Origin of the sequence: Cryobacterium algoritolerans, assembly GCF_004402785.1 — a bacterium.
Lineage (GTDB): Bacteria > Actinomycetota > Actinomycetes > Actinomycetales > Microbacteriaceae > Cryobacterium > Cryobacterium algoritolerans.
The window spans coordinates 1-18527 of the sequence record NZ_SOFP01000048.1 but is presented as its reverse complement, the minus strand read 5'-3'; the positions used below and the strand labels follow the sequence as shown (position 1 = coordinate 18527).

Annotated in this window: 22 protein-coding genes and 1 pseudogene; 7 read left to right on the top strand and 16 right to left on the bottom strand. The window is 60.9% G+C overall.

The features are described from left to right. Positions 1-540, bottom strand: coding sequence for a hypothetical protein (locus tag E3O19_RS11235; protein WP_134567656.1), 540 nt, complete (start codon positions 538-540; stop codon positions 1-3). Between the two features lie 508 nt (positions 541-1048). On the opposite strand from E3O19_RS11235, the gene E3O19_RS11230 reads away from it, so the two are divergent. Further along, entirely contained in the window at positions 1049-1372 is a 324-nt protein-coding gene (locus tag E3O19_RS11230) for an ArsR/SmtB family transcription factor (RefSeq protein ID WP_134567654.1), read from the top strand. Positions 1373-1796: 424 nt separating this feature from the next. Here E3O19_RS11230 and E3O19_RS18355 read toward each other — a convergent pair whose 3' ends face one another. Continuing rightward, positions 1797-2279, bottom strand: a complete 483-nt coding sequence (locus E3O19_RS18355) for a hypothetical protein (RefSeq protein WP_241981337.1) — start codon at positions 2277-2279, stop codon at positions 1797-1799. Between the two features lie 477 nt (positions 2280-2756). On the opposite strand from E3O19_RS18355, the gene E3O19_RS18350 reads away from it, so the two are divergent. Next, positions 2757-3785 carry a hypothetical protein gene (locus E3O19_RS18350; protein WP_241981336.1) on the top strand — a complete coding sequence of 343 codons (1029 nt, stop codon included), beginning with the start codon at positions 2757-2759 and terminating at the stop codon, positions 3783-3785. A gap of 185 nt (positions 3786-3970) precedes the next feature. Here the strand turns inward: E3O19_RS18350 and E3O19_RS17830 are convergent, their stop codons facing one another. From E3O19_RS17830 to E3O19_RS11185, 9 genes are all read right to left on the bottom strand, one after another. After that, positions 3971-4132, bottom strand: coding sequence for a hypothetical protein (locus E3O19_RS17830; protein WP_166804546.1), 162 nt, complete (start codon positions 4130-4132; stop codon positions 3971-3973). Between the two features lie 216 nt (positions 4133-4348). Next, a complete protein-coding gene (locus E3O19_RS11220) occupies positions 4349-5491 on the bottom strand; it encodes a glutathione-independent formaldehyde dehydrogenase (protein ID WP_134567650.1) in 1143 nt (380 codons plus the stop codon). 304 nt (positions 5492-5795) lie between these two features. Further along, positions 5796-6059, bottom strand: a complete 264-nt coding sequence (locus E3O19_RS17955; RefSeq protein WP_174776928.1) for a hypothetical protein — start codon at positions 6057-6059, stop codon at positions 5796-5798. A gap of 25 nt (positions 6060-6084) precedes the next feature. Then, a complete protein-coding gene (locus E3O19_RS11210) occupies positions 6085-7002 on the bottom strand; it encodes an SDR family oxidoreductase (protein ID WP_241981335.1) in 918 nt (305 codons plus the stop codon). A gap of 91 nt (positions 7003-7093) precedes the next feature. Further along, positions 7094-7714: a hypothetical protein gene (locus E3O19_RS11205; RefSeq protein WP_134567646.1), complete on the bottom strand. Its 621-nt coding sequence runs from the start codon at positions 7712-7714 to the stop codon at positions 7094-7096. Beyond that, on the bottom strand, positions 7711-8292 hold the full coding sequence (locus E3O19_RS11200; RefSeq protein WP_134567644.1) for a DUF6286 domain-containing protein: 582 nt from the start codon (positions 8290-8292) through the stop codon (positions 7711-7713). The genes E3O19_RS11205 and E3O19_RS11200 overlap by 4 nt, the downstream gene beginning before the upstream one ends. Next, positions 8289-8600 carry a hypothetical protein gene (locus E3O19_RS11195; RefSeq protein ID WP_241981334.1) on the bottom strand — a complete coding sequence of 104 codons (312 nt, stop codon included), beginning with the start codon at positions 8598-8600 and terminating at the stop codon, positions 8289-8291. Before E3O19_RS11195 ends, E3O19_RS11200 begins: the two co-directional genes overlap by 4 nt. A gap of 86 nt (positions 8601-8686) precedes the next feature. Beyond that, positions 8687-8881, bottom strand: a complete 195-nt coding sequence (locus E3O19_RS11190; RefSeq protein WP_241981333.1) for a DUF2273 domain-containing protein — start codon at positions 8879-8881, stop codon at positions 8687-8689. Beyond that, entirely contained in the window at positions 8878-9315 is a 438-nt protein-coding gene (locus tag E3O19_RS11185) for an Asp23/Gls24 family envelope stress response protein (RefSeq protein WP_134567642.1), read from the bottom strand. Before E3O19_RS11185 ends, E3O19_RS11190 begins: the two co-directional genes overlap by 4 nt. Positions 9316-9490: 175 nt before the next feature. Between E3O19_RS11185 and E3O19_RS11180 the strand changes: the two genes are divergently transcribed. The 3 genes from E3O19_RS11180 to E3O19_RS11170 are packed head-to-tail and all read left to right on the top strand — an operon-like array spanning position 9491 to position 10967. After that, on the top strand, positions 9491-10003 hold the full coding sequence (locus E3O19_RS11180; RefSeq protein WP_420898606.1) for an RNA polymerase sigma factor: 513 nt from the start codon (positions 9491-9493) through the stop codon (positions 10001-10003). Continuing rightward, complete coding sequence (locus E3O19_RS11175) at positions 10000-10641, top strand: Asp23/Gls24 family envelope stress response protein (RefSeq protein WP_174776927.1); 642 nt, start codon at positions 10000-10002, stop codon at positions 10639-10641. Before E3O19_RS11180 ends, E3O19_RS11175 begins: the two co-directional genes overlap by 4 nt. After that, complete coding sequence (locus E3O19_RS11170) at positions 10638-10967, top strand: hypothetical protein (protein WP_134567638.1); 330 nt, start codon at positions 10638-10640, stop codon at positions 10965-10967. Before E3O19_RS11175 ends, E3O19_RS11170 begins: the two co-directional genes overlap by 4 nt. Positions 10968-12174: 1207 nt before the next feature. Here E3O19_RS11170 and E3O19_RS11165 read toward each other — a convergent pair. From E3O19_RS11165 to E3O19_RS11145, 5 genes are all read right to left on the bottom strand, one after another. Then, on the bottom strand, positions 12175-12840 hold the full coding sequence (locus tag E3O19_RS11165) for a YoaK family protein (protein WP_241981332.1): 666 nt from the start codon (positions 12838-12840) through the stop codon (positions 12175-12177). A 91-nt stretch (positions 12841-12931) separates the two neighbouring features. Then, entirely contained in the window at positions 12932-14506 is a 1575-nt protein-coding gene (locus E3O19_RS11160; protein ID WP_134567634.1) for a gamma-glutamyltransferase family protein, read from the bottom strand. A gap of 42 nt (positions 14507-14548) precedes the next feature. Then, on the bottom strand, positions 14549-15304 hold the full coding sequence (locus tag E3O19_RS11155) for an amino acid ABC transporter ATP-binding protein (RefSeq protein ID WP_134567632.1): 756 nt from the start codon (positions 15302-15304) through the stop codon (positions 14549-14551). Positions 15305-15355: 51 nt separating this feature from the next. Then, positions 15356-16144: an amino acid ABC transporter permease gene (locus tag E3O19_RS11150; RefSeq protein ID WP_134567630.1), complete on the bottom strand. Its 789-nt coding sequence runs from the start codon at positions 16142-16144 to the stop codon at positions 15356-15358. Between the two features lie 28 nt (positions 16145-16172). After that, a complete protein-coding gene (locus E3O19_RS11145; protein ID WP_134567628.1) occupies positions 16173-17015 on the bottom strand; it encodes an ABC transporter substrate-binding protein in 843 nt (280 codons plus the stop codon). Positions 17016-17135: 120 nt separating this feature from the next. On the opposite strand from E3O19_RS11145, the gene E3O19_RS11140 reads away from it, so the two are divergent. Both E3O19_RS11140 and E3O19_RS18915 read left to right on the top strand, forming a co-directional pair. Then, a complete protein-coding gene (locus E3O19_RS11140; RefSeq protein WP_134567627.1) occupies positions 17136-17855 on the top strand; it encodes a FadR/GntR family transcriptional regulator in 720 nt (239 codons plus the stop codon). Positions 17856-18341: 486 nt separating this feature from the next. Beyond that, positions 18342-18419, top strand: a pseudogene (locus E3O19_RS18915) (ATP-binding protein); the annotation flags it as partial. Positions 18420-18527: the final 108 nt, after the last annotated feature.

Genomic DNA, 18527 nt, shown 5'->3' with positions numbered 1-18527 from the left:
CTACTTTCTCGTTTCGGGGAAGAAGCGGATGAGCTTGCAGTCAGCGGGCGTCTGACCAGACCCTGCCACGGGCACGGTGCGGCCGCAGAGCACCTGCACGCTCACCGCATAGTGCTCCTGATAGTTGACGTCACCGCGGCCCGTGTAGGTCGCCAGGATGTTGGTCGTGACGAGGTGGTACCCGTCTCTCATGAGCACGTCCAGGGAACCGGGCTGGGGGCTGAGATGGTCGTAGTCGACGAGGACTTTGCCGTCGACTTTCGCCGTCACCGCAATGGTGTTCTTGGCTTGAGCGTCCCAGTCGGTCTCCGGCACGATCACCCGGCGGTTGAGCTCTTCGAGCTTGCTCGCGAGTGCATCCTGCTGATCGGACGCAAGGTCATAGCGAGGGTCGAGGGTGTGCCAGGTGGCAAGGTCGCCCAGGAACTGTTTGCGAGTGGCCAGCGTCGTGTCATAGGTGGATCCCGCGATCGCGGCGGCAACACCGTAGGCCTTCGCGTCGGTCGTGATCGGCTCTGGCAGCCAACCCAACTCGGTCACCGCCGGGTCAACAACAGGTCCAGGGCCGACGGACGGGTCCGCGCTGGGCGAATCAGTACCAGCAGGCGCATCCGACTGTGCTTGACCGCCCTCACTTGGGGTCGACGTGAGCGCCCCGACGAGTCCCACAACACTCCCCAGTACGACGACGCCAGCCGCACTCGCCCAGATGATCTTGCGTGTTCTGCGCTGGCTGTCGGTCAGTGCCACACGTTCTCGCCTGGCCATGTCAATGCCTCTCGGTAGTGGCAGGCAGCACTGAGCGACAACGAGACACTCCCCCGAGGCCGCTGACCGCTCCCGCTCCTGTGGTCATGCGTGTGGGTTCGTGTAACCCGTTTAGGGGTACTTTAGCCGGTGCCAGTGACACGGTCCGCGCACAGTCTGTCTCGATTGCCCTTTCTGGCATTTTGTTTCCCTCCTATCGACTCGTTGTAAGCTAACCATATAATGATTAGGGTTGAAGTAGTTAAGAGGATTGAGCCGGCGGGTCGGGCAGAATGGCAGAATGCCCCGTTATGTCCGCCCCGCTCACGATGAATTCGTGGAGGCAGCCATTGACGCATTTGGAAATCGGGCGCGTGTCGCAGTGCTCAGCTATGTGCGGCAGCACGGTCCCTGCACGCGCGGAGATATCGCGTCGGCGCTCAGCATTGCCCCGCCGACGACATCGAATCATCTGGCCGCTCTCGAGACGGCCGGCCTCATTGTTTCGGCTCCCGCCCGCGACATGGCAAAGAGCGGCCAGTGGGTGCGCTATTCCGTCGTGCCTGCCCGTATCTCTGAACTTTACGAGGCGCTCGGCCGCGAACTCGGCCAGCGCATTATCTGAGTCACAGCGCGAGGCTTGCAAGGGAAAAGTCATTCCCTTTGCGACACGCCTCCGCAGCCTCCCTGTTTCTGATTCAGTATCCCGATACCTTCAAACCATGCCACCCCAACGTTCCTACGGCGGACGCAAAAGCAAAGGCGATCGCCAACCGTTGATTTCCAGAGTCCCATCGCCGATCGCGGACGCCGTGCGCGACCGTGCTGAAGAACGTGGGATGAGCCTGAGCGATTACATCGCTTCAGTCCTTGCGCGGGATGTTGGCCTTGCCACACTCGCTCCCCAGGCATCCATTCGCCACGATGAGGAGCTGCCCATCAATCAGGTCGCTTAAACGAAAAAGCCCGTCGCTTTCACGACGGGCTTTGCAAGTTTCGTAGCTCAAACCCCTCAAGCTTCCCGGCAACGAGGTTAGAGCTAATCCAGATCAAGAGCCCTCACGGGAGGTTTCTCTATGTCCCAGAGCATAGCGCACGCGACGCTTTATGCACCCGTATTGGTGCACGGCGTGTCTACGAATGTGTGGACCCCTTGGGCCTTGACGCGCCGGATTAGTCCTCGGGCTGAGGTGCGGGTGATGGTGCGTGAGGCTGATGGTCTGTTGCACATGAATCAGTACCCGCGTTTGTTCCGGTTGGGTCCGGTCGAACCGACAACGCCGTGGTGTGTTCGCCTGGCTGATGACGACCAGTTGTTTCAGTTGTTGTGCTTTGACTTCGACGCTAAAGGCGGCGATGACGCCGTTGAGCGAGCCGTCGATGACTGCGACGCTCTCTCCACTGTGTTGGATGATTTGGCTGTCCCGCATGTGGTTTGTCAGTCCTCGTCTGGTGGTGGCCGGCACGTCTGGGTCGGCCTCGCCGGCGGCGCCCCGGCCGGGGTGGTGGCTGCGGTCGCGCACGCCGCTCATGCGACGTATCGGAGCCTGGACCACGGGATGCTCTTGAATGTCCGGGAGGGCGCTGCTCGTCCGCCGGGGGCTCCGCACCGTGATGGCAGCAGCTCGATTGTTCTCCGGGGCAGTGTCGCCACGCTCGCCGAGCCGACCACCACCACGGGTGATTTGGAGCGCCTCGCAGGCGTCTTGGGTGAGCGTGTTCCGGCGGCCCGGCCGGAGGATTCCCGCCCGTCGGGACCGGTCGATGCGTCCCACCGGGCGCATCGGGGGTTGAGCCGGTGGGGCCAGGCTCATATGGCCACTGTCGGGGGCGGGGAGAACCCGTCCTGGACGGGGTTCATGTGCTTGTTGGCGGCGGCTAGCGCCGGCTGGGATTTTCCTGATGTTCAGCGGGCCGCGCAGAGCGCCCCGGGGATGGAGCATTTCCGGACGAAGAACAGCGGCCGTGGCACCCGCCGCCCCCGCTCTGCGGGTGAGGCGGCCGAACGGTTGGCTAGGCAGTGGGCCAAGGCCCAGCAGTACTCGGCCCTGCAGCGCCCCCTGCCCGTTGTCCGGGAGCCGGCTGACCTGGCCGAACTCCAGGTCATCGTCTCGGATGTCGATGACCTGTTGACCCGGCTCCGGGTCAGCCCGGGCCGGTGGGGCCAGACTGAGGCCGCCGTCTCCCAGCGGAGCATCCTCACCGCCCTGGCCTACCTGAGCTTGCAGACCGGCAAGCGCGTCGTCGCAGCCTCCATCCGGGACTTGGGCCTGATGGTGGGCCTGGGCCGGACGACCGCAGCGGACGCCCTCCGCGCCCTCCAGACTGCGGGATACATTGACCAGGTCCACTCCCATGACGGCGTCAACGCCACCGAATGGTCCCTAGCCTCGGAGTTTTCCACAGGGTCTAGGTCAGTCCGGTCACAACCATTTAATAACCCCCGCCCCCCTACCGAACTCTTCACGCTGAGGGCCGCGCTCGTGCGCCGGATCGAGGATCAGCTCACTGACCAGCTCCATGACCTCTTCACCCGGAAAGGCCTGGGTCACCTCGCGGGGAGGCTCTACGCGTTGCTGCGCGAGCACGCGTCGCTCACGGTCGAGTCTGCTGCCCGGTTGCTGGGGGTGACGGTCCGGCACACCACGGTGATCTTTAGTCGGTTGCGGCGTTCTCGCCTCCTGGTCAAACACGCTGGTGGGTGGGCCCGGGCCAGGCGGGATCTTCGAGATGTCGCGGCTCGGGTGCTTCGATTAGCGGGCACGTTAGAAGCCAGGATGGAGGCGTATCAGTGTGAGCGTGAGGTGTGGGCGTGGTGGCTGGCCGAACAGTCCACGATGAGTAGCATCCCGAGGGAACGCCCACGGCGTCCCCACGTATCGAGCCGGCCACTATTTGACGCGGCAGCGTCCGGTGAACGGGTGTGGCCGCGCTATCCGCGCGGAAGTGACGGACGCGCCAACCACCGGGAGGCCCGCTACTACGTCAACGCCGGGGTACTCTCCCCCACGAGCCGGTGGCAGCTGGCCATCGCCTGATTCGTCCAAAGATGGGATAGGCCGTTCCGGCCCCTGGAGCCGCTGCGCGGCACCGTCCTAGCCCTGTTTTTTCTTGCCGGCAGCCGATCGTAGTTCGTTCCCGGCCCGGAGTGCCCGGTTTCACAGGCGCGGTCGTGAGCTCCTTTATTTCGCTCATGAAACGGGGCACTCCGGGCCTACCGCTCTCAATCGATCTCTTTTGCCGGAAGGAAAAAAAGGTCGTGGCCGAGTTGATCGAGACCGCCACCACCGACCCGGGCCAGTTCGACCACGCGGTCCAGCGCGCCCGCGACGACCGTACCCAAACCCGCATCCTTGCCGGGACCACCGCCGAGATGGTCGAGCACGGCTTCACCGTGCTCGAGCGCGAACCCGGCTACTACGAAACGGAGCACACCCGCATCCGCGACCTCCGAACCACAACCGGGGACCGAGTCACTGTCTCCTCTCGTGTTTTACACGCTAGGCAGAACGGGAAACTTTGCGGGCTCGTTTCTCGCTGTCGTGTGTTGTTGTGACTTGCGCCGCGAGGGCGGCGTTGACCGGGCTGGTGAGGCTTTGGCCTATTCGGGCTTGAGGATGACTTTTGTCCACCCGTTGGTGCGTTCGTCGAAGTTTTTATAGGCGTCGGCGGCTTTGCTGAGGGGGATCTCGTGGGAAACGATCCAGGATGGCTTGGCCTTGCCCACGGCGATCAAGTCGCGCAATTGCCGGTTGTACTTCTTCACCGGGCATTGGCCACTGCCAACATTTTGGCCCTTGAGCCACTGCAGGCCATAGTCGATGGCAAGCTTGCCCTGCTTGGCGTTCTCGTCGAAGCCGCCGGGATCTGCCGGCAGGAAGACACCAACAACGCCGATTCCTCCGGTGATGCGCACGGACTGGATGAGCTGATTCAGCGTCATCGCGGGGTCTTCGGTGCCCTGGGGATCGTGGGCTTGGTAACCCACGCATTCACATCCCCGGTCTGCGCCGATACCCTTGGTCTGGTCCAGCACGAACTGCACCGGGTCCGTTTTCGAGTCATCAATGGCGATCGCACCGATCTGTTCGGCAAGGGCCAGCCGGTCCGGGCGGCGGTCCACGACCCAGACTTTGCTTGCGCCCTTGATCGTGGCAGACAGGGCGGCCATCAGCCCGACTGGACCGGCTCCGTAGATCACGACGGTGTCACCGGGGATCACGCCGGCCATCTCGGTAGCGTGGTAGCCGGTAGGGAAGATGTCCGAGAGCATCACGTAGTCGTTTTGCTTTTCGATGGCATCTTCTCCCAAGCGCAAACAGTTGTTGTCGCCGTAGGGCACGCGCAGCATTTGGGCCTGCCCGCCGGGATACGGGCCCATTCCAGCGAAGCCGTAGGCTGCTCCCGCGCCAACCGGGTCTGGCTGAGTTGTCATGCAGTAATTAGTGAAACCGCGCTCACAGTTCTTACAGAACCCGCAAGAAATATTGAATGGCAGCACGACGAGTTCGCCGACCTTTACCTTGTCGACGCCGTTACCGACCTCGATGACCTCGCCCATGTTTTCGTGACCGAACGTGCGTCCAACCTCGAAATCGGTGCGTCCCTCATACATGTGTAGATCTGAACCGCAAATGTTTGTGGCCGTGATGCGTACGAGAACGTCAGTGGGGCGTTCGATCTTGGCATCGGGAACTTCTTCAACGTTGACCTCGTTGGGGCCTTTGTAGACGACTGCTTTCATTTCTTTTCACTCCCTGAATTTTTGATCGCGAAAAACGTAAGTTCCGTCTTCACTTTCGGAGGTGTTCTAAGGATGAATATCCGAGCAGAGTCTCAAGCTGCGCAGAAAATGTGCATATCTCATGTTTATCACGATCGCACATGACCCGCCACTGCCCGTCTGGCACAAGATGGCGGGCAGTGCCACGCCCTCGATGGATATACAGGGATGCGTCGACTGTCTTCCGAACTGAACGTCAAACAACCGCGCTCGTTCGTGCACCGCTCGCATGTCGATCTGAAGGTGTTCTAGGTATTGGCTGGCGTTACTCGGGAAGCAGTTCGAACTTGACGCCGTCGTGCTGCACGACGATGCGCAACTTGTCCAGGCTGGCCACGACGAGATCGGCGTCCAGGTCGGCTGCGTCATGGGTTCCTTCGACGCCGATGGTGGCACAGCCGGCCGCGCGCACGGCTTCGAGGCCGGCCGGTGCGTCCTCAACGCCCGCTGCCGCGCTTGCGCACATCGGCGCAGTCCGTGAGGCCGGTGCCACCGCGGCGACCTGATGGAGAACGTGGTCATTACGCATGTCGCTCCTAAAAAATGGTGATCACCTACTTCTGGACACTGATGACTGGGGCGATCAGGTGTGGGCTGACGCACTCAAACGAGATGGGCACTACGGCACCTGAAATGTAGGACGCTTCGGGTGAGGCTAAAAAAACGTAGGCGGCGGCGAGTTCGGCTGGTTGTACTGCCGGGCCGAGCGCGGTCTCCTGACCGAAGGAGGACAGCGTGTCCGACCATGAAGCTGCGGGGCTAAGCGGCGCCCAGGATGGCCCGGGCGCGACTGCGTTAACCCGCACCCCGGCTGGGCCTAATTGTTGGGCGAGCGCTTGCGTGAACGCGACGAGAGCGGCTTTGGTCATGGCGTAGTCGATCAACGCCTGTGCGGGGCCCGATGCCGGGATTGATGACGTGGAGATGATTGATGCTCCCGGCCGGAGGTGCGGGATGGCGGTGTGCGCGATCCACAGAGTCGCATAAAGATTGGTTTTAAATACCCGGTCGAACTTTGCCCGGGACAGGTTTTCTGAACCGGTCCGGTTTTTTTGGTAGGCGGCGTTGAGCACCAGGATATCCAAGCCGCCGAGGGTTGCCACGGTGTCCGTTACGAGGTCGACGCAATAAGTTTCCTCGCGAATGTCGCCCGGTATGAGCAAGACGGTGCGGCCGGCGGCCCGGATTTGTTCTGCCGTGAATTCGGCATCCGTCTGTTCGTTAGGCAGGTAGGAGATCGCAATATCGGCACCATCTTTGGCGTAGGCGATGGCCACGGCCCGGCCGATGCCGGAGTCGCCGCCGGTGATGAGTGCCCGTTTCCCGAGGAGCTTGCCGGCGCCATGGTAGGTGTCTTCCCCACGATCCGGGTGGGACTTAGTTGCCTCGGTCAGGCTGGGTTGACTCTGTTTCTGTTTGGGGTAACCGCCGGTGATGTACTTGGTCCCCGGGTTGTCGTTGTGGTTCGTCAAGTCGTGACTCCCTATCAAAAATCGGTGGATGTTGCCGGTTGAGATAGCACGGTTGACCGCAGCCAGATGACTTCTATGAGCCGGTGAGTTATTAGCGGATGCGGGTGGCCTTGGTCGTTCGCGCGCGGAAGCCGCCGCTGATCTGCACGAGGGCGGGGAGTTGTAGGCCGAGAAGATTATCGAAGGAAAAGAGCACCTCGTTGACAATTTGGTTGGCTTCTCGTGGTGAGATTCCTCGGCGGCAAGTGATGGCCACTTTCAGTGCTGACTGGTTTTTGACGCGGTAGGTGGAAACGTGGGATGCAACAAGTTCCGGTCGGATTGTGAGAGCTTCTTCGATGGCGTGCTCGGCCACTTTCGCCTCGATGACAACTGCGCCACTGCTGGTTTTTCCGTTCAGCGTGACGAGTCGGCTAGTGCGGCCGTGGCCTTGACGCAGGCTGAAGGTGACCAGCACCGCGATGAGCAGCGCTCCAGCGGCGAGAGCGATGAACCATAACCAGCTGCCGCTGACCGGGACCAGAAATTCGGGAAAGGGGGTGGCCTGAAGCAACCGGGTTGCCCTATCGATGCCGACACGAGTTGTGTTCGTCCAGCTGTCGCGGACAAGCGGAATAAGTGCCACCAGGGCCAGGGTCGCCCCACCGGTCAGGACGAGGAGTCCGACCAGGAAAACGAAGATGCGGTTGAGGATGCGATTGGTGGAGTTCATCCGCCCACCCTCCCCGTGGAGACAACAACGACCTTCGCGTGTAGGGAACGCAGCAACCCAAAAGCATTAATCTGTTCGCGCACGGCCGTGAGCACCGCCTGCTGATCTATCGCAGTTCCAGAGGTAGGAGTGAGGTGAACGGTGGCGCTATGGGGGGTCACAGTGACACGCGCGTTGTCTGGGGCCAACTCAGCGACGCGGGCCGCTTCACGAGCCAACGCGGATGCGATCACCTCGTTGTCGACGATCGTCGCGGTCCGTTCGGTCTCGAGCAGATGGCGAGAGCGGCGGCCAGGAGTGACGGCCACGACAAGGAGAAGCAGACCGATGAGGGCGCCGGTGAGGCCGAGCCCTCCCACGAGCACGGATGGTGCAGAGGAGGCGCCCGCAACCGCGCCCGCCATATCCGCAGGGGCCGCGAGGAGCCCCGGCTGGCCGAGCAGGTTCAACACGATCTCGATCATGAGCCAGAGGCAAGCGAAAATGACCAGGATCGCGAGAGTGATCGCTGCAACCGAACGCGGCGAGTAAAGCTCGCGACGGCTGATCCGTTGGTAGGTGGAACGATACTTGGTCATTGCACGCGGCTTTCTGGTCGAATGTCGGCACCGGTGAGCCGCACGGTCACCCGCGACAGGGTAGAACCGGTCAACTCACCCACCCGGTAATGAATGTGCTGTCTGGCGTGTTCGGTTCGCTCCAGAATCGTGCCTCCGGTGCGAGTCACGACGGAGGGATCCCGGTTCACACGGGTGAGCGCAACGACTCGGATGGGGGCGCTGACCGTGAGGGCGAGGCTGCCCTGATCGTCGGTGATCGCGGCACTGACCGCCGAGGGGTCAACGCCCAGAGCGTCCGCCGCGACCGCGCACACAAGCCGATTCAAAGCCCGGGTCGAGACGGTGGTCCGGCCGTGTTTGAGTGCCGCCGGCGACAGCGTACGAGGGGCCGCTAATGCGGAACTGAGGGTTGTCATGACGAAGAACGCTTGCCCCGGAATGCGTCAACCAGGTTCGCAACGCTCAGTTTTCCGTCCATAATGCGCCCGACGATCGCGCCGACAGCCATGGCCGCGGCCACGAACACGAATGGCCAAAAGCCAAGGACCAGCCATGTCAGAGCAAGCACGGTTCCGAACACGGCCCCTGTTTTCGCCAAGGTGCTCACTGAACCCGAGCCTCGGACTTCTCGTCCTTGTCGTCGGTCGGCAGGTGCACGTCGGTGATGTTTACGTTCACCTCGGTGACCTCCATCCCAATCAGGTCTTCGATCGCACGGATCACGGCAGACCGCACCCGCTCGGCCACATCCTGCAGGGCCACGGGGTACTCCGCGACAACGGTGACGTCGGCCGCGACCTGAGTTTCTCCAACCTCCACTTTGATGCCCTGGCTCACGTCCGAGGTGTTCAGGGCATCGCGGATGGCACCGAGCGCCCGAGCGGCGCCGCCGCCAAGGGCGTGCACACCACTGACTTCACGGGCTGCAATGCCGGCAATTTTTGCCACCACAGCGTCGTTGATCACGGTCTTGCCGCGGCCGGGGGTCGCCGAGGCGGAGTTTGGGGCGGTGGAAAGAGTAGGTGTGGTGAGATCTGCCATGGGGAGGCTCCTTGTTCGTGGCCCCTGAACAGGGCGCATTTGAATGGTTACTATGTAGTCGTATGTCACGAGGCGTTCATCACACCCAGTGCGACAGTTCCCAGCGAATCGAGGGGCAACCATTCCCGATAGCAAGAGCAGGGCACTGCTAGCCCACGCTGACGACCGCACCTTGGTGGACCGCGCCGTTGACGGAGACGTTCGAGCATTCGAAGTGCTTGTGCGGCGGTACGGCCCGTTGGTACGCGCCTATGCGACCCGCATCCTGGGCAGCAGCCACGATGCAGATGATGTCGTGCAGGACACGTTCATCACGGCATGGGCGAAGCTATCGACCTTGAAAGATTCTGCGCTGGTAAAAAGTTGGTTGATGCGCATCGCCAGCCACAAGAGCATCGATCGAATCCGCGCACGGCGGCATCACTCCAACCTCGACGACGTCGACGTGCCTGCATCGGAGAACCATTCAACGACGCACATAGTGGAGGCACGGTCACGTAGTGAGGCACTCTCCCAAGTCTTGTCAGCCCTTCCGGAGGATCAGCGACGATGCTGGGAGTTGAAAGAGTTCGGGGACTACCGTTATGCAGAGATCGCCGAGGAACTCGACTTGCCGGTCTCGACTGTGCGCGGTCTCTTGGTTCGTGCCCGCAAAACTCTGATTCGCGAAATGGAGGTTTGGCGATGATTTCATCCGACACGCCTGACTCCGTCGCAGCATGGGGCGGGCCCGACGACGAGGCTGACCAGCTTGACGGCCACACCATCGAGCAACTCAGCGATTACCTTGACCGCAGCAGGACGCCCGCCGATCCCTCGATCGACCACTCGCCGGCCTGCCAGATCGCGCTCGCCTCGTTGGAGCGGCTTCACGGGGCGATGAGTTCGATGGCCCAGGAGGAGGCGGATCGCGCGCCGAGTCTCGACGATAGCTGGGTCACCACCATCCTGGAAGGAATCGTGCGTGACTCTCGGTCCGGTCGCGACATACCCATCTCGCATCCGGCCTCGACAGCCCGACTTGCAATCACCGAGGGAGCTGTCCGCGGACTCCTTCGCGCGGCAGGCGATACCGTCGATAACCTCATCGTGGGTCGATGCCGGCTCGACGGGGAAATCACTACCCTAGGAGCTCCGATCACGGTCACGGTCGACGCGAACGTCTACAAAGGTGAGAACATTCCCGTCCTTGCCGACAAGCTGCGGGACACTCTCTTCGGCGCGCTACGCACCCACACCGAGCTCGCCATCGTGGGCATCGACGTAATCATTCGTGACATCTACCTCACGAAGCCTGAGCCCAGCGACGAAGAAGCAACACTATGACGGATGCCGCCGAGCTCGCAGAGAAGCTCGAAGCCATCGTAAGGTCCGTCCCGGGGGTGACCGTCTTGTACCCGACCACGCCGATCGTCGTCACGATTGTCGGGTCTGTTGTCGAGGCCCTTACGCAGCGGGCAAAGGCGCCGAAACTAGTTACCGTGACGACGGAAAAGGCCCAACTGAGCGTGACCGCGAGAATCGGTGTCGCCGATGCAGCGTCATCCGCCGAGGTGTGCCGACGCGTGCATGACACAATCGCCGCACATCCCGCCGCATTGGCGCTTGCCCCCATCAACACCATCTCTGTCACGGTTGTCAGCATCGGATAGAAGCACGGCCATTTTCTGCCAAGCGTGACGAAACGGCCGGTAACCGGGGGCAAGGCCACCCAAAGCTCGCCGACAGTTCGGCTCGTGTCCTGTCGGAGCGCGATGTCGAAACGCTCAGCTTGGAAACGCTCTCTCTGCCGCGGTCGCGCCCAGCGCATTGAAAAAGCGGTCAACCGGTGCGGGCTTGTTTAAAACAGGCCGCGGGCCTGTCCATAGTGAGATGGACCGGGGCGTTGTCGTGGTGAGCGATCTGCTGAGCCCACTCTGGGTGCGCAACGGCGGCCGCCGTCAGCACCTCCATCGACGCGCTGCGCCGCATCAGTGCGGCTTGTGCGACTTCAGGCACAGCATCCAGTACCAATACGGACACAAGGTCCGGCGGAAGGCCGTACATCGCCGCAGCGAGTTGGCGCTCGTCGGCATCGGACGATGTTGCGAGGGCATGCAGTTCCTCAGCTGTTCCGTGAATGTCAGAGTTCCAGTACGGGCCATGGCCTCTTCGCTACGGGGTCTGAGCCGCATTGGAACGGTCAGTCACGTTTGGGTGTCTCGCGGGCTTGGGCTGACGGGTTCTTGCAGCCTTACCGGGCTCACTGGCCCGGTGCTCCTGAACGGGACGTGAGCCGCCAAGTTTGTAGCGGCAGAGTTTCGCCGCGTGGCCGTTGCGCAACGGCAACCGGCCTGCCATCGAACCGCGTAGCGTAGGATTTTGCGCTACTTCTGTGGTCGCCCCTAAGAGTTTCCGGGTCGGCGGAGAGGGCGGAGTTTCGGGGCGTGGTGGGGAGGGCCCCCGGATTGAGTGCAGGTATCTGACATCTTCACCAGGCACGGAGGCCCTCACCGGGCAGGTTAACGCGAGTGTGGTCTGTCGTGGGTGATTTTGCTCCACGCTTACTGCTGACTTGTGCGAGACCTAGTGTTCTGGGATGCGACGGGCCGGCTGCGAGTGAAGTGGTTTAGCAGTAGCTGCCGGTCTAGGTTGCCCGAGTGAATGTGCCGAGGTTTGGGTTGGCGAACAGAATGGTTTGTCCTGGGGTGACACCGAAAGCTTTACTCACGTACGTGTAGCTCACGGTGATGTTCGCATTGGTGGTTTTGCAGTTGGTGTAGGTGCCCATTTTGTGGTGGCAGTCATCGCCGCCATTCAGGTTTCCGGTTGTAATCGGGTATTCCGAAGCAGAACAATTTTATCCTGCCGTACTGGAAGTTAGAAGCGGACGGCCGTCGCCACGGTTGGGTCTTTAGTGGAGGATGCCCCGATGGAGCCGATGAGGGCGACCCCGAGAGTAATGAAGGCGGAGATCGCGAGGCCGAGCGAAAGGTGAACTTGAATCGCTGCAGCCCCGATCGCTGCGCCGAGTCCGATGAGCACGACGGCTCCGAGTCGGCGCTGCCACATCTGCTTCTTAGCCCCACCAAATCGCGAATCCGCTGCCAAGCCTGTCAACGTTGACGTCACAACAACTGTCGTGACGTCCTTGACGGCGATGTGCCTCGCGGTTCCGGCTTGGATGCCCATTGCAAGTCCCAAGCTGCCTGTCGCTGCAAACTGGACCGGGGCAGGGTGGACCTCGCCGATAATGGCTAGCGCCACGGTCGTGATGATAAGGATTACCCCGACAACTCCAAAGAGTGCCGTCGAATGGTGTGTCCACCCGGCCGCTACCGATCGCAGTACTCGGCCAGCTATTGCTGCGCCGACTACGAACCCGAAGAGAGCAACCACCGGTCCGATGATGGGGAGGTTGTCCGCTCCCACCAGGGCCATGCCCAGGATGACGACGTTCCCGGTCATGTTCCCTGTGAAGACGCGATCGAGTCCGAGGTAGCCCACAGCATCGATGAGTCCCGTTGACATGGTCAACGAGAGCATGAGTCCTAAATGCACTCGGTTCTGGTTTTTTCGTATGGCAAGGAACATGTGTGAAACTCCTCGTTCTGAGCTTGGTCCGGGAATGGTTTGGCTATGGTCTGGAAACGACGACAGCGGACCCGTCCGATCTGGGGTCACTCGCTGCAGTGAAGCCTGCGGGGTTTACTGCGACGACCTGGAGGTGGCCAATCCAGTCTGTAAGCGGGGGGACTTCATGGACACGGAATCCGATGGCTCCTATTGCTGCCTTGGGCTCCGCTGCCAAGTTGGCTTCCAGGTAGATTGTTTCGGGGCCATCGGTTGGTGCCTTCGGACCCACGATCCAACGCGGGCTGGAGACTGTCTCCTCCGGCGTGGACCCGGCGAGGAGTCGGTGTAGGGCTTGAGCGTGAATTTGCGGTTGGCCCTTCCCTCCCATCGTCGCGTTGGCCCAGCGGAGAGCTCCCTTTTTGGTTACCAGGACCGGCATCAACGTGTGGCTCGGCCGCTTGCCCGGCGCGATAACGTTTGGTGATGCGTCATCCAGCGAGAACGACATGCCACGGTTTTGCATGAGGATGCCGGTTGAGGGCTCGAGTACCGCTGATCCGAAGCTGAAGTACACGCTCTGAATGAGGGACACAGCGAAGCCGCCCGAGTCTGCTGCCGCAATGCCGACAGTGTCCCCGGTCGGGATCTGGACGTTGCCAGAACCGTCACCCCCAGGCTTGGATCCGGTAAGTAGCTGGTTGACATCGACGGAAGCGTACCGGGGATCCGCCAGAAGCTCTTCGCGGAATTGGTTTCCCTCGGCAAACAACCTGCTCAGCGCTCCTGCGTCGCATCCGAGCGGGTCTTTGATGTCTTGAGCTTTGAGCTGCTGGAGGACTCGGAGCAGAATGAAACCTTGCGTGTTGGGCGGGCTGGTGAAGACCTCGTGTCCTTGGTACTCGACACTGATCGGAGAGCTGACTTCGGCCCGATAGCTAGAAAAGTCTTCTTGAGTGAACGGGGCTCCCAGTCTCGACAGTCCATTCACTAGTCTCTGACCAACGTCGCCGCGGTAAAACTCATCAGGACCGTTAGTAGCGATGGATTTGAGCGAGATTGCCAGTGCGGGCTGCCGTAATTGGTCTCCCTCGCGCAGCGGTTCGCCGTCCTTGAAGAACACAGAGACCATTCCCGCGTCTTGCTCTATCACGTGGTGGACTGCGGAGAGCGCTGTGGCCAAGGACGGCGAGACGGGGACGCCGTCCACGGCGTACTCGATGGCCCTATTGAATTGTTCCGCCCAGGGAAGGACAGCGCCGAATCCACGAAGTGCCTGCCAGCCAGCTACCGTCCCCGGGAGGGAAATACTATCGACGCCTCGTTCGGGGAGTTTCCCCACATACCGTTCCCGCAGCGAAGCGACATCCACGCTGAGGGCCGCTACTCCGGTCGCATTGACGCAGTGGATCTGGCCCGTCGGTGTCCTGATCAACGCAACGAGGTCCCCGCCGAGCGCGGTGTTGTGGGGGTACACAACGGCTAAGGCTGCTGCCGCGGCTAGTGCAGCGTCGATCGCGTTGCCCCCGGCCGCATACGCTGCCTCCCCGGCGGCAGTGGCAAGAACGTGGGATGTTGCAATGGCCCCGGATTCGACCGTCGCGCTCGGCGCGTCAAGGGGCACTGAAGTAATTGTCATGGGCGTCTCCATCCACGTGACGAGTCACGTTTGTCGGTGCTGCTAGAGGATTTTTGAGAAGAATTCGATGGTTCGCGGATGACGCGGCGCGTTGAAGACTTCCTTGGGGTTGCCTTCTTCAATGATTTGTCCGGCATCCATAATCACGACCCTGTCCGCGACTTCACGAGCGAACCCCATCTCGTGAGTCACGACGACCATGGTCATGTTGTCCCTAGCGAGTTCGCGCATGACGTCGAGCACTTCTCCGACCATTTCGGGATCGAGTGCGCTGGTCGGTTCGTCGAACAGCATGAGGGCAGGGTCCATTGCCAGCGCTCGAGCGATAGCGACCCGCTGCTGTTGCCCACCAGAGAGGTTCCGAGGTTTCGCTGCCGCCTTGTCGAGGAGGCCGACGCGCTCCAGAAGTCGCTCCGCCGTCGCCGTTGCTTCCGCTTTCGACCGCCCAAGAACCTTGATGGGTGCATGGCAGATGTTCTCCAGCACACTCATGTGTGGGAAGAGGTTGAAGTGCTGAAAGACGAAGCCGATACCCTGTCGTTTCCGGGCGATGCCTCTCGCAGAGTCCCTCGAAACTTTGCCGTCGCCGGCCTCCCGATGGCCCACCATCTGACCGTTCACCAGAATCAGGCCCGAATCAATCTCCTCCAGGTGGTTGATGGTCCGCAAGAGGGTGGTTTTTCCCGCTCCTGAGGGACCCACTAGGACAACCACTTCGCCCTCGGAGACTGATAGGTTCACGTCCTTGAGGACCTGGTGTCCACCCAATCGTCGACTGGCCGCCTGAATTTGCACCATTGGAGGTTTACAGAGTCTCCGGTCTACAGTGAGCTCATTTACGTTCGACATCTAGACTCCCGCTTCGATCCGGATCGGGCGTCGGCCGATCAGTTTCTTGATCATCGATTCCGACCTGACGATTCCGACCTGGTCGTTCAACTTGATTTCGATTGCCCTTTGGGTGAACGTCCAGATCGTGGTCAGGGCCAGGTAATACAGGGCAACAACCAAGAAAATTTCGAACGTCCGGAACGTGGTTGCGCTCAGGCCTTGGGCTACGAGGAACATCTCGCTGACTCCGATGATGCTGAGGACGGACGTTGACTTCATCAGCATGTTGAAGATGTTGCCGAGCGGAGGGACCATCGTGCGAAGGGCTTGGGGCAGCACAATCTGTCTCATCGCGGCCAGCGGCGTCATCCCAAGAGCTGCGGCCGCTTCTATTTGTCCGGGATCGACGGACTCAATGCCCGAACGTACGATCTCAGAAATGTACGCCCCTTCATGGACTGTCAAGGTGATGATTGCGGCCTGGACGACCCCCTGGAACACAAGTCCGGAAACCATGATGTCTTGAAAGCGATAGACGCCGAGGGCAGCGAGACCGCTATAGACGAGGACGAGCTGAACGAGCAACGGTGTTCCTCGAATGAGCCAGACGTAACCGCCCGCAAACCAGCGGAGGACAGTGAAGTGTGATCTGCCCATGAGTGCGACAACCAGGCCGACGATGAGTGCGAGAAGCATGGCAGTCACAGAGATGTAGATCGTCCGCCACAATCCCTCGATGAATGCGTCGGTGGGGGTCAGCAGATGCTTCCAGAAAAATTCTGTATCAAAGTTGAGGTCGGTATTCATTTACCCTCCAAGGGGATTGATGACGGAGTCAGCGGAGTGCGAGGGAATCCACATTCCACTTCTTGAGAATCTTGTCGTAGGTGCCTTCCTTTCGAACTTCTGAGAGGGCGGTGGTCAAGGCACCCTGCAGTTCGGCGTTCCCCTTGGACACTGCAGCGCCGACAGTAATCTCGCCGTACGGATCCCCTGCGATCTCGAAGGCGCTTGCGTCCTTCGACTCGTAGTAGAGAACAAGCGCGCTCGTGTCGCTGTAGGCATCAAGTTGCCCGGCTGTCACCTGCTGGAGGCCCTGGGTTTGATTGTCGAGTGACATCACTGTCATCTTGCCCTCGCCCCTGTCTGTGCATGACTGGGCCTGTACGGCGCTCAACGTAGCCGCCGTCGTACCCGTCTTGACTCCGATCTTCAGGCCACACAGAGAGTCGTCCATGCCGGTGATCTTCTTCGGATTGCCGACCCCCACGGCCACGGCCTGTCCCGACATCATGTACGGCACGAAGTCAACGACCTCTTCGCGCTCAGGCTTGATGTAGAGCGAGGCCATGATGACGTCGCACTGGCTCGCCAGCAGCGTTGGGATGATGGAAGCAAACTTTGTCTCGCGGAAGGCCGGTTCAAGGCCCATCTTCTCGGCAAAGATGCGCGCGAGTTCAACTTCTGCGCCCACTTCTTTGTGGTTCTCGTCGTAGAAGTTGTTCGGTGGGCTCTCGAAGGGGGTGCAATACGTGAGTTTGCCGGCAGCAATCGTCGCAGGCGACTCGATGCTAGCGGCGCTCCTCTCCGCCGCCGGCTCGGAAGCGCGGCCAGCGCAGGCCGTTAGTGCCAGCCCCATCACGATGACAATCGGAACAGTTCTTGAAAAAGCCTTCATGGGTTCTCCTGAGATTGTTAGTATCCTGGTAGGACCAACTCGTTTGGTAGGACCAAGATAGCTTTCAAAATTCAACCGTGTCAAGGCAATTAAACTGTTGGTAGTACCAGAAAGGTAACAATGGCACTCAGTCAGAGCCGTCGAAGTACACTTTCAACGCCGGACATCCTTGTCGTGAGAATCGAACGCCTAATTCTTGCCAACGAAATTCAGGCAGGATCCAAGCTCCCTCCGGAACGCGAACTCGCCCAGACGCTCGGGGTCTCTCGCACCTCCTTGCGCGACGCCCTGCGGGCATTGGAAGTGCGAGGGCGCATTCGTCGTCAACCGGGTTTAGGGACGCTGATCACTGATCCGAGCGCCACGCCACACGGCAACGTTCTTGCGTCCGGGCTCGATATTGCACCGGCCGGTCTCGGGGACGTAATGGACGTGCGCGCCTGCATCGAGCCTCCGATCGCCGAGCGAGCGGCGATCCGGGCCTCAGCGACCGATATAGCTCAGCTACGGAATCTGATCGATGAGATGACTGTGAATTTGACACCGCGCGAGTACGCGAAACTCGATCGAGTCTTCCATCGGACCGTCGCACAATGCGCAGACAACCCGCTGCTCATGCGGCTCCTCGACAGAGTCAACGAGATCATTGAACCGAGTCGCGATAATTCCTACCTCACGAAAGCGCGACAGCGGCTCTCCATTGCCGAACACAGGGAGATCGTGAGTGCCATTTCCAGAAGAGACCCTGAGGCCGCATTTCGAGCGGCGACGGCTCACGTTGAGTCGATTCTTGCCCAAGCAGCCAATCAGACGGGGGACGAGGTCCCTGACAGAAAGTGAAAAACGAATGGCCTCCGCAACCTCGGAGACTATTCGTTTCTGGGCGGAGAGCTCGGTACAGAATCAACCCAGTGTGGGATATTTTACTGACCGGGTGTCCTGCCGGGCTCCTCACGTCGGGCCCCCGCCACGTTGGTCTCATCTCGGGTTCGCCATGGCCACGGCCGACCTGCTGGCCAGCCGTGAGGGGACCAACACCCTCACCCCCCAGTTAGGGAAGAACTGCCACGGAAACGTGGGATAACCGGTCCATGTGGGCAGGTGAGTATTTGCGCTTTTGGGGGCCAGCGTTATTGACGTTCGGAGCCACTGGGCGATGCGGCCAGTAGCGTGTTGTGGAGCCAGCGAATATTACCGTTGGGGGCCATCTGCTTAGCTCCTTCCGCCGAGCGTAAGGCACGCTTCGGAATGAGTTAGTCGGTAATGGTACGAAGGATCAAAGCGAAATTGGTTCTCGAACTCCGCGCTGAGGGCATGAAACGCGCGATCGATGAATGGCTCCTCGACGAACCCGACGAGAGCAGCATGAGCATGCTTCTGGAATTCCTCGAGCGCCGCTACGACTAGATGAGTGAGTCCTAATCGATTGGCTTCGCGCTGATCGCGGAGTCCGATTGGACTTCTCCCGCGTGGACGCTGTTAATCGAAGGCGGAGGGTGTTAAACCCTGTTT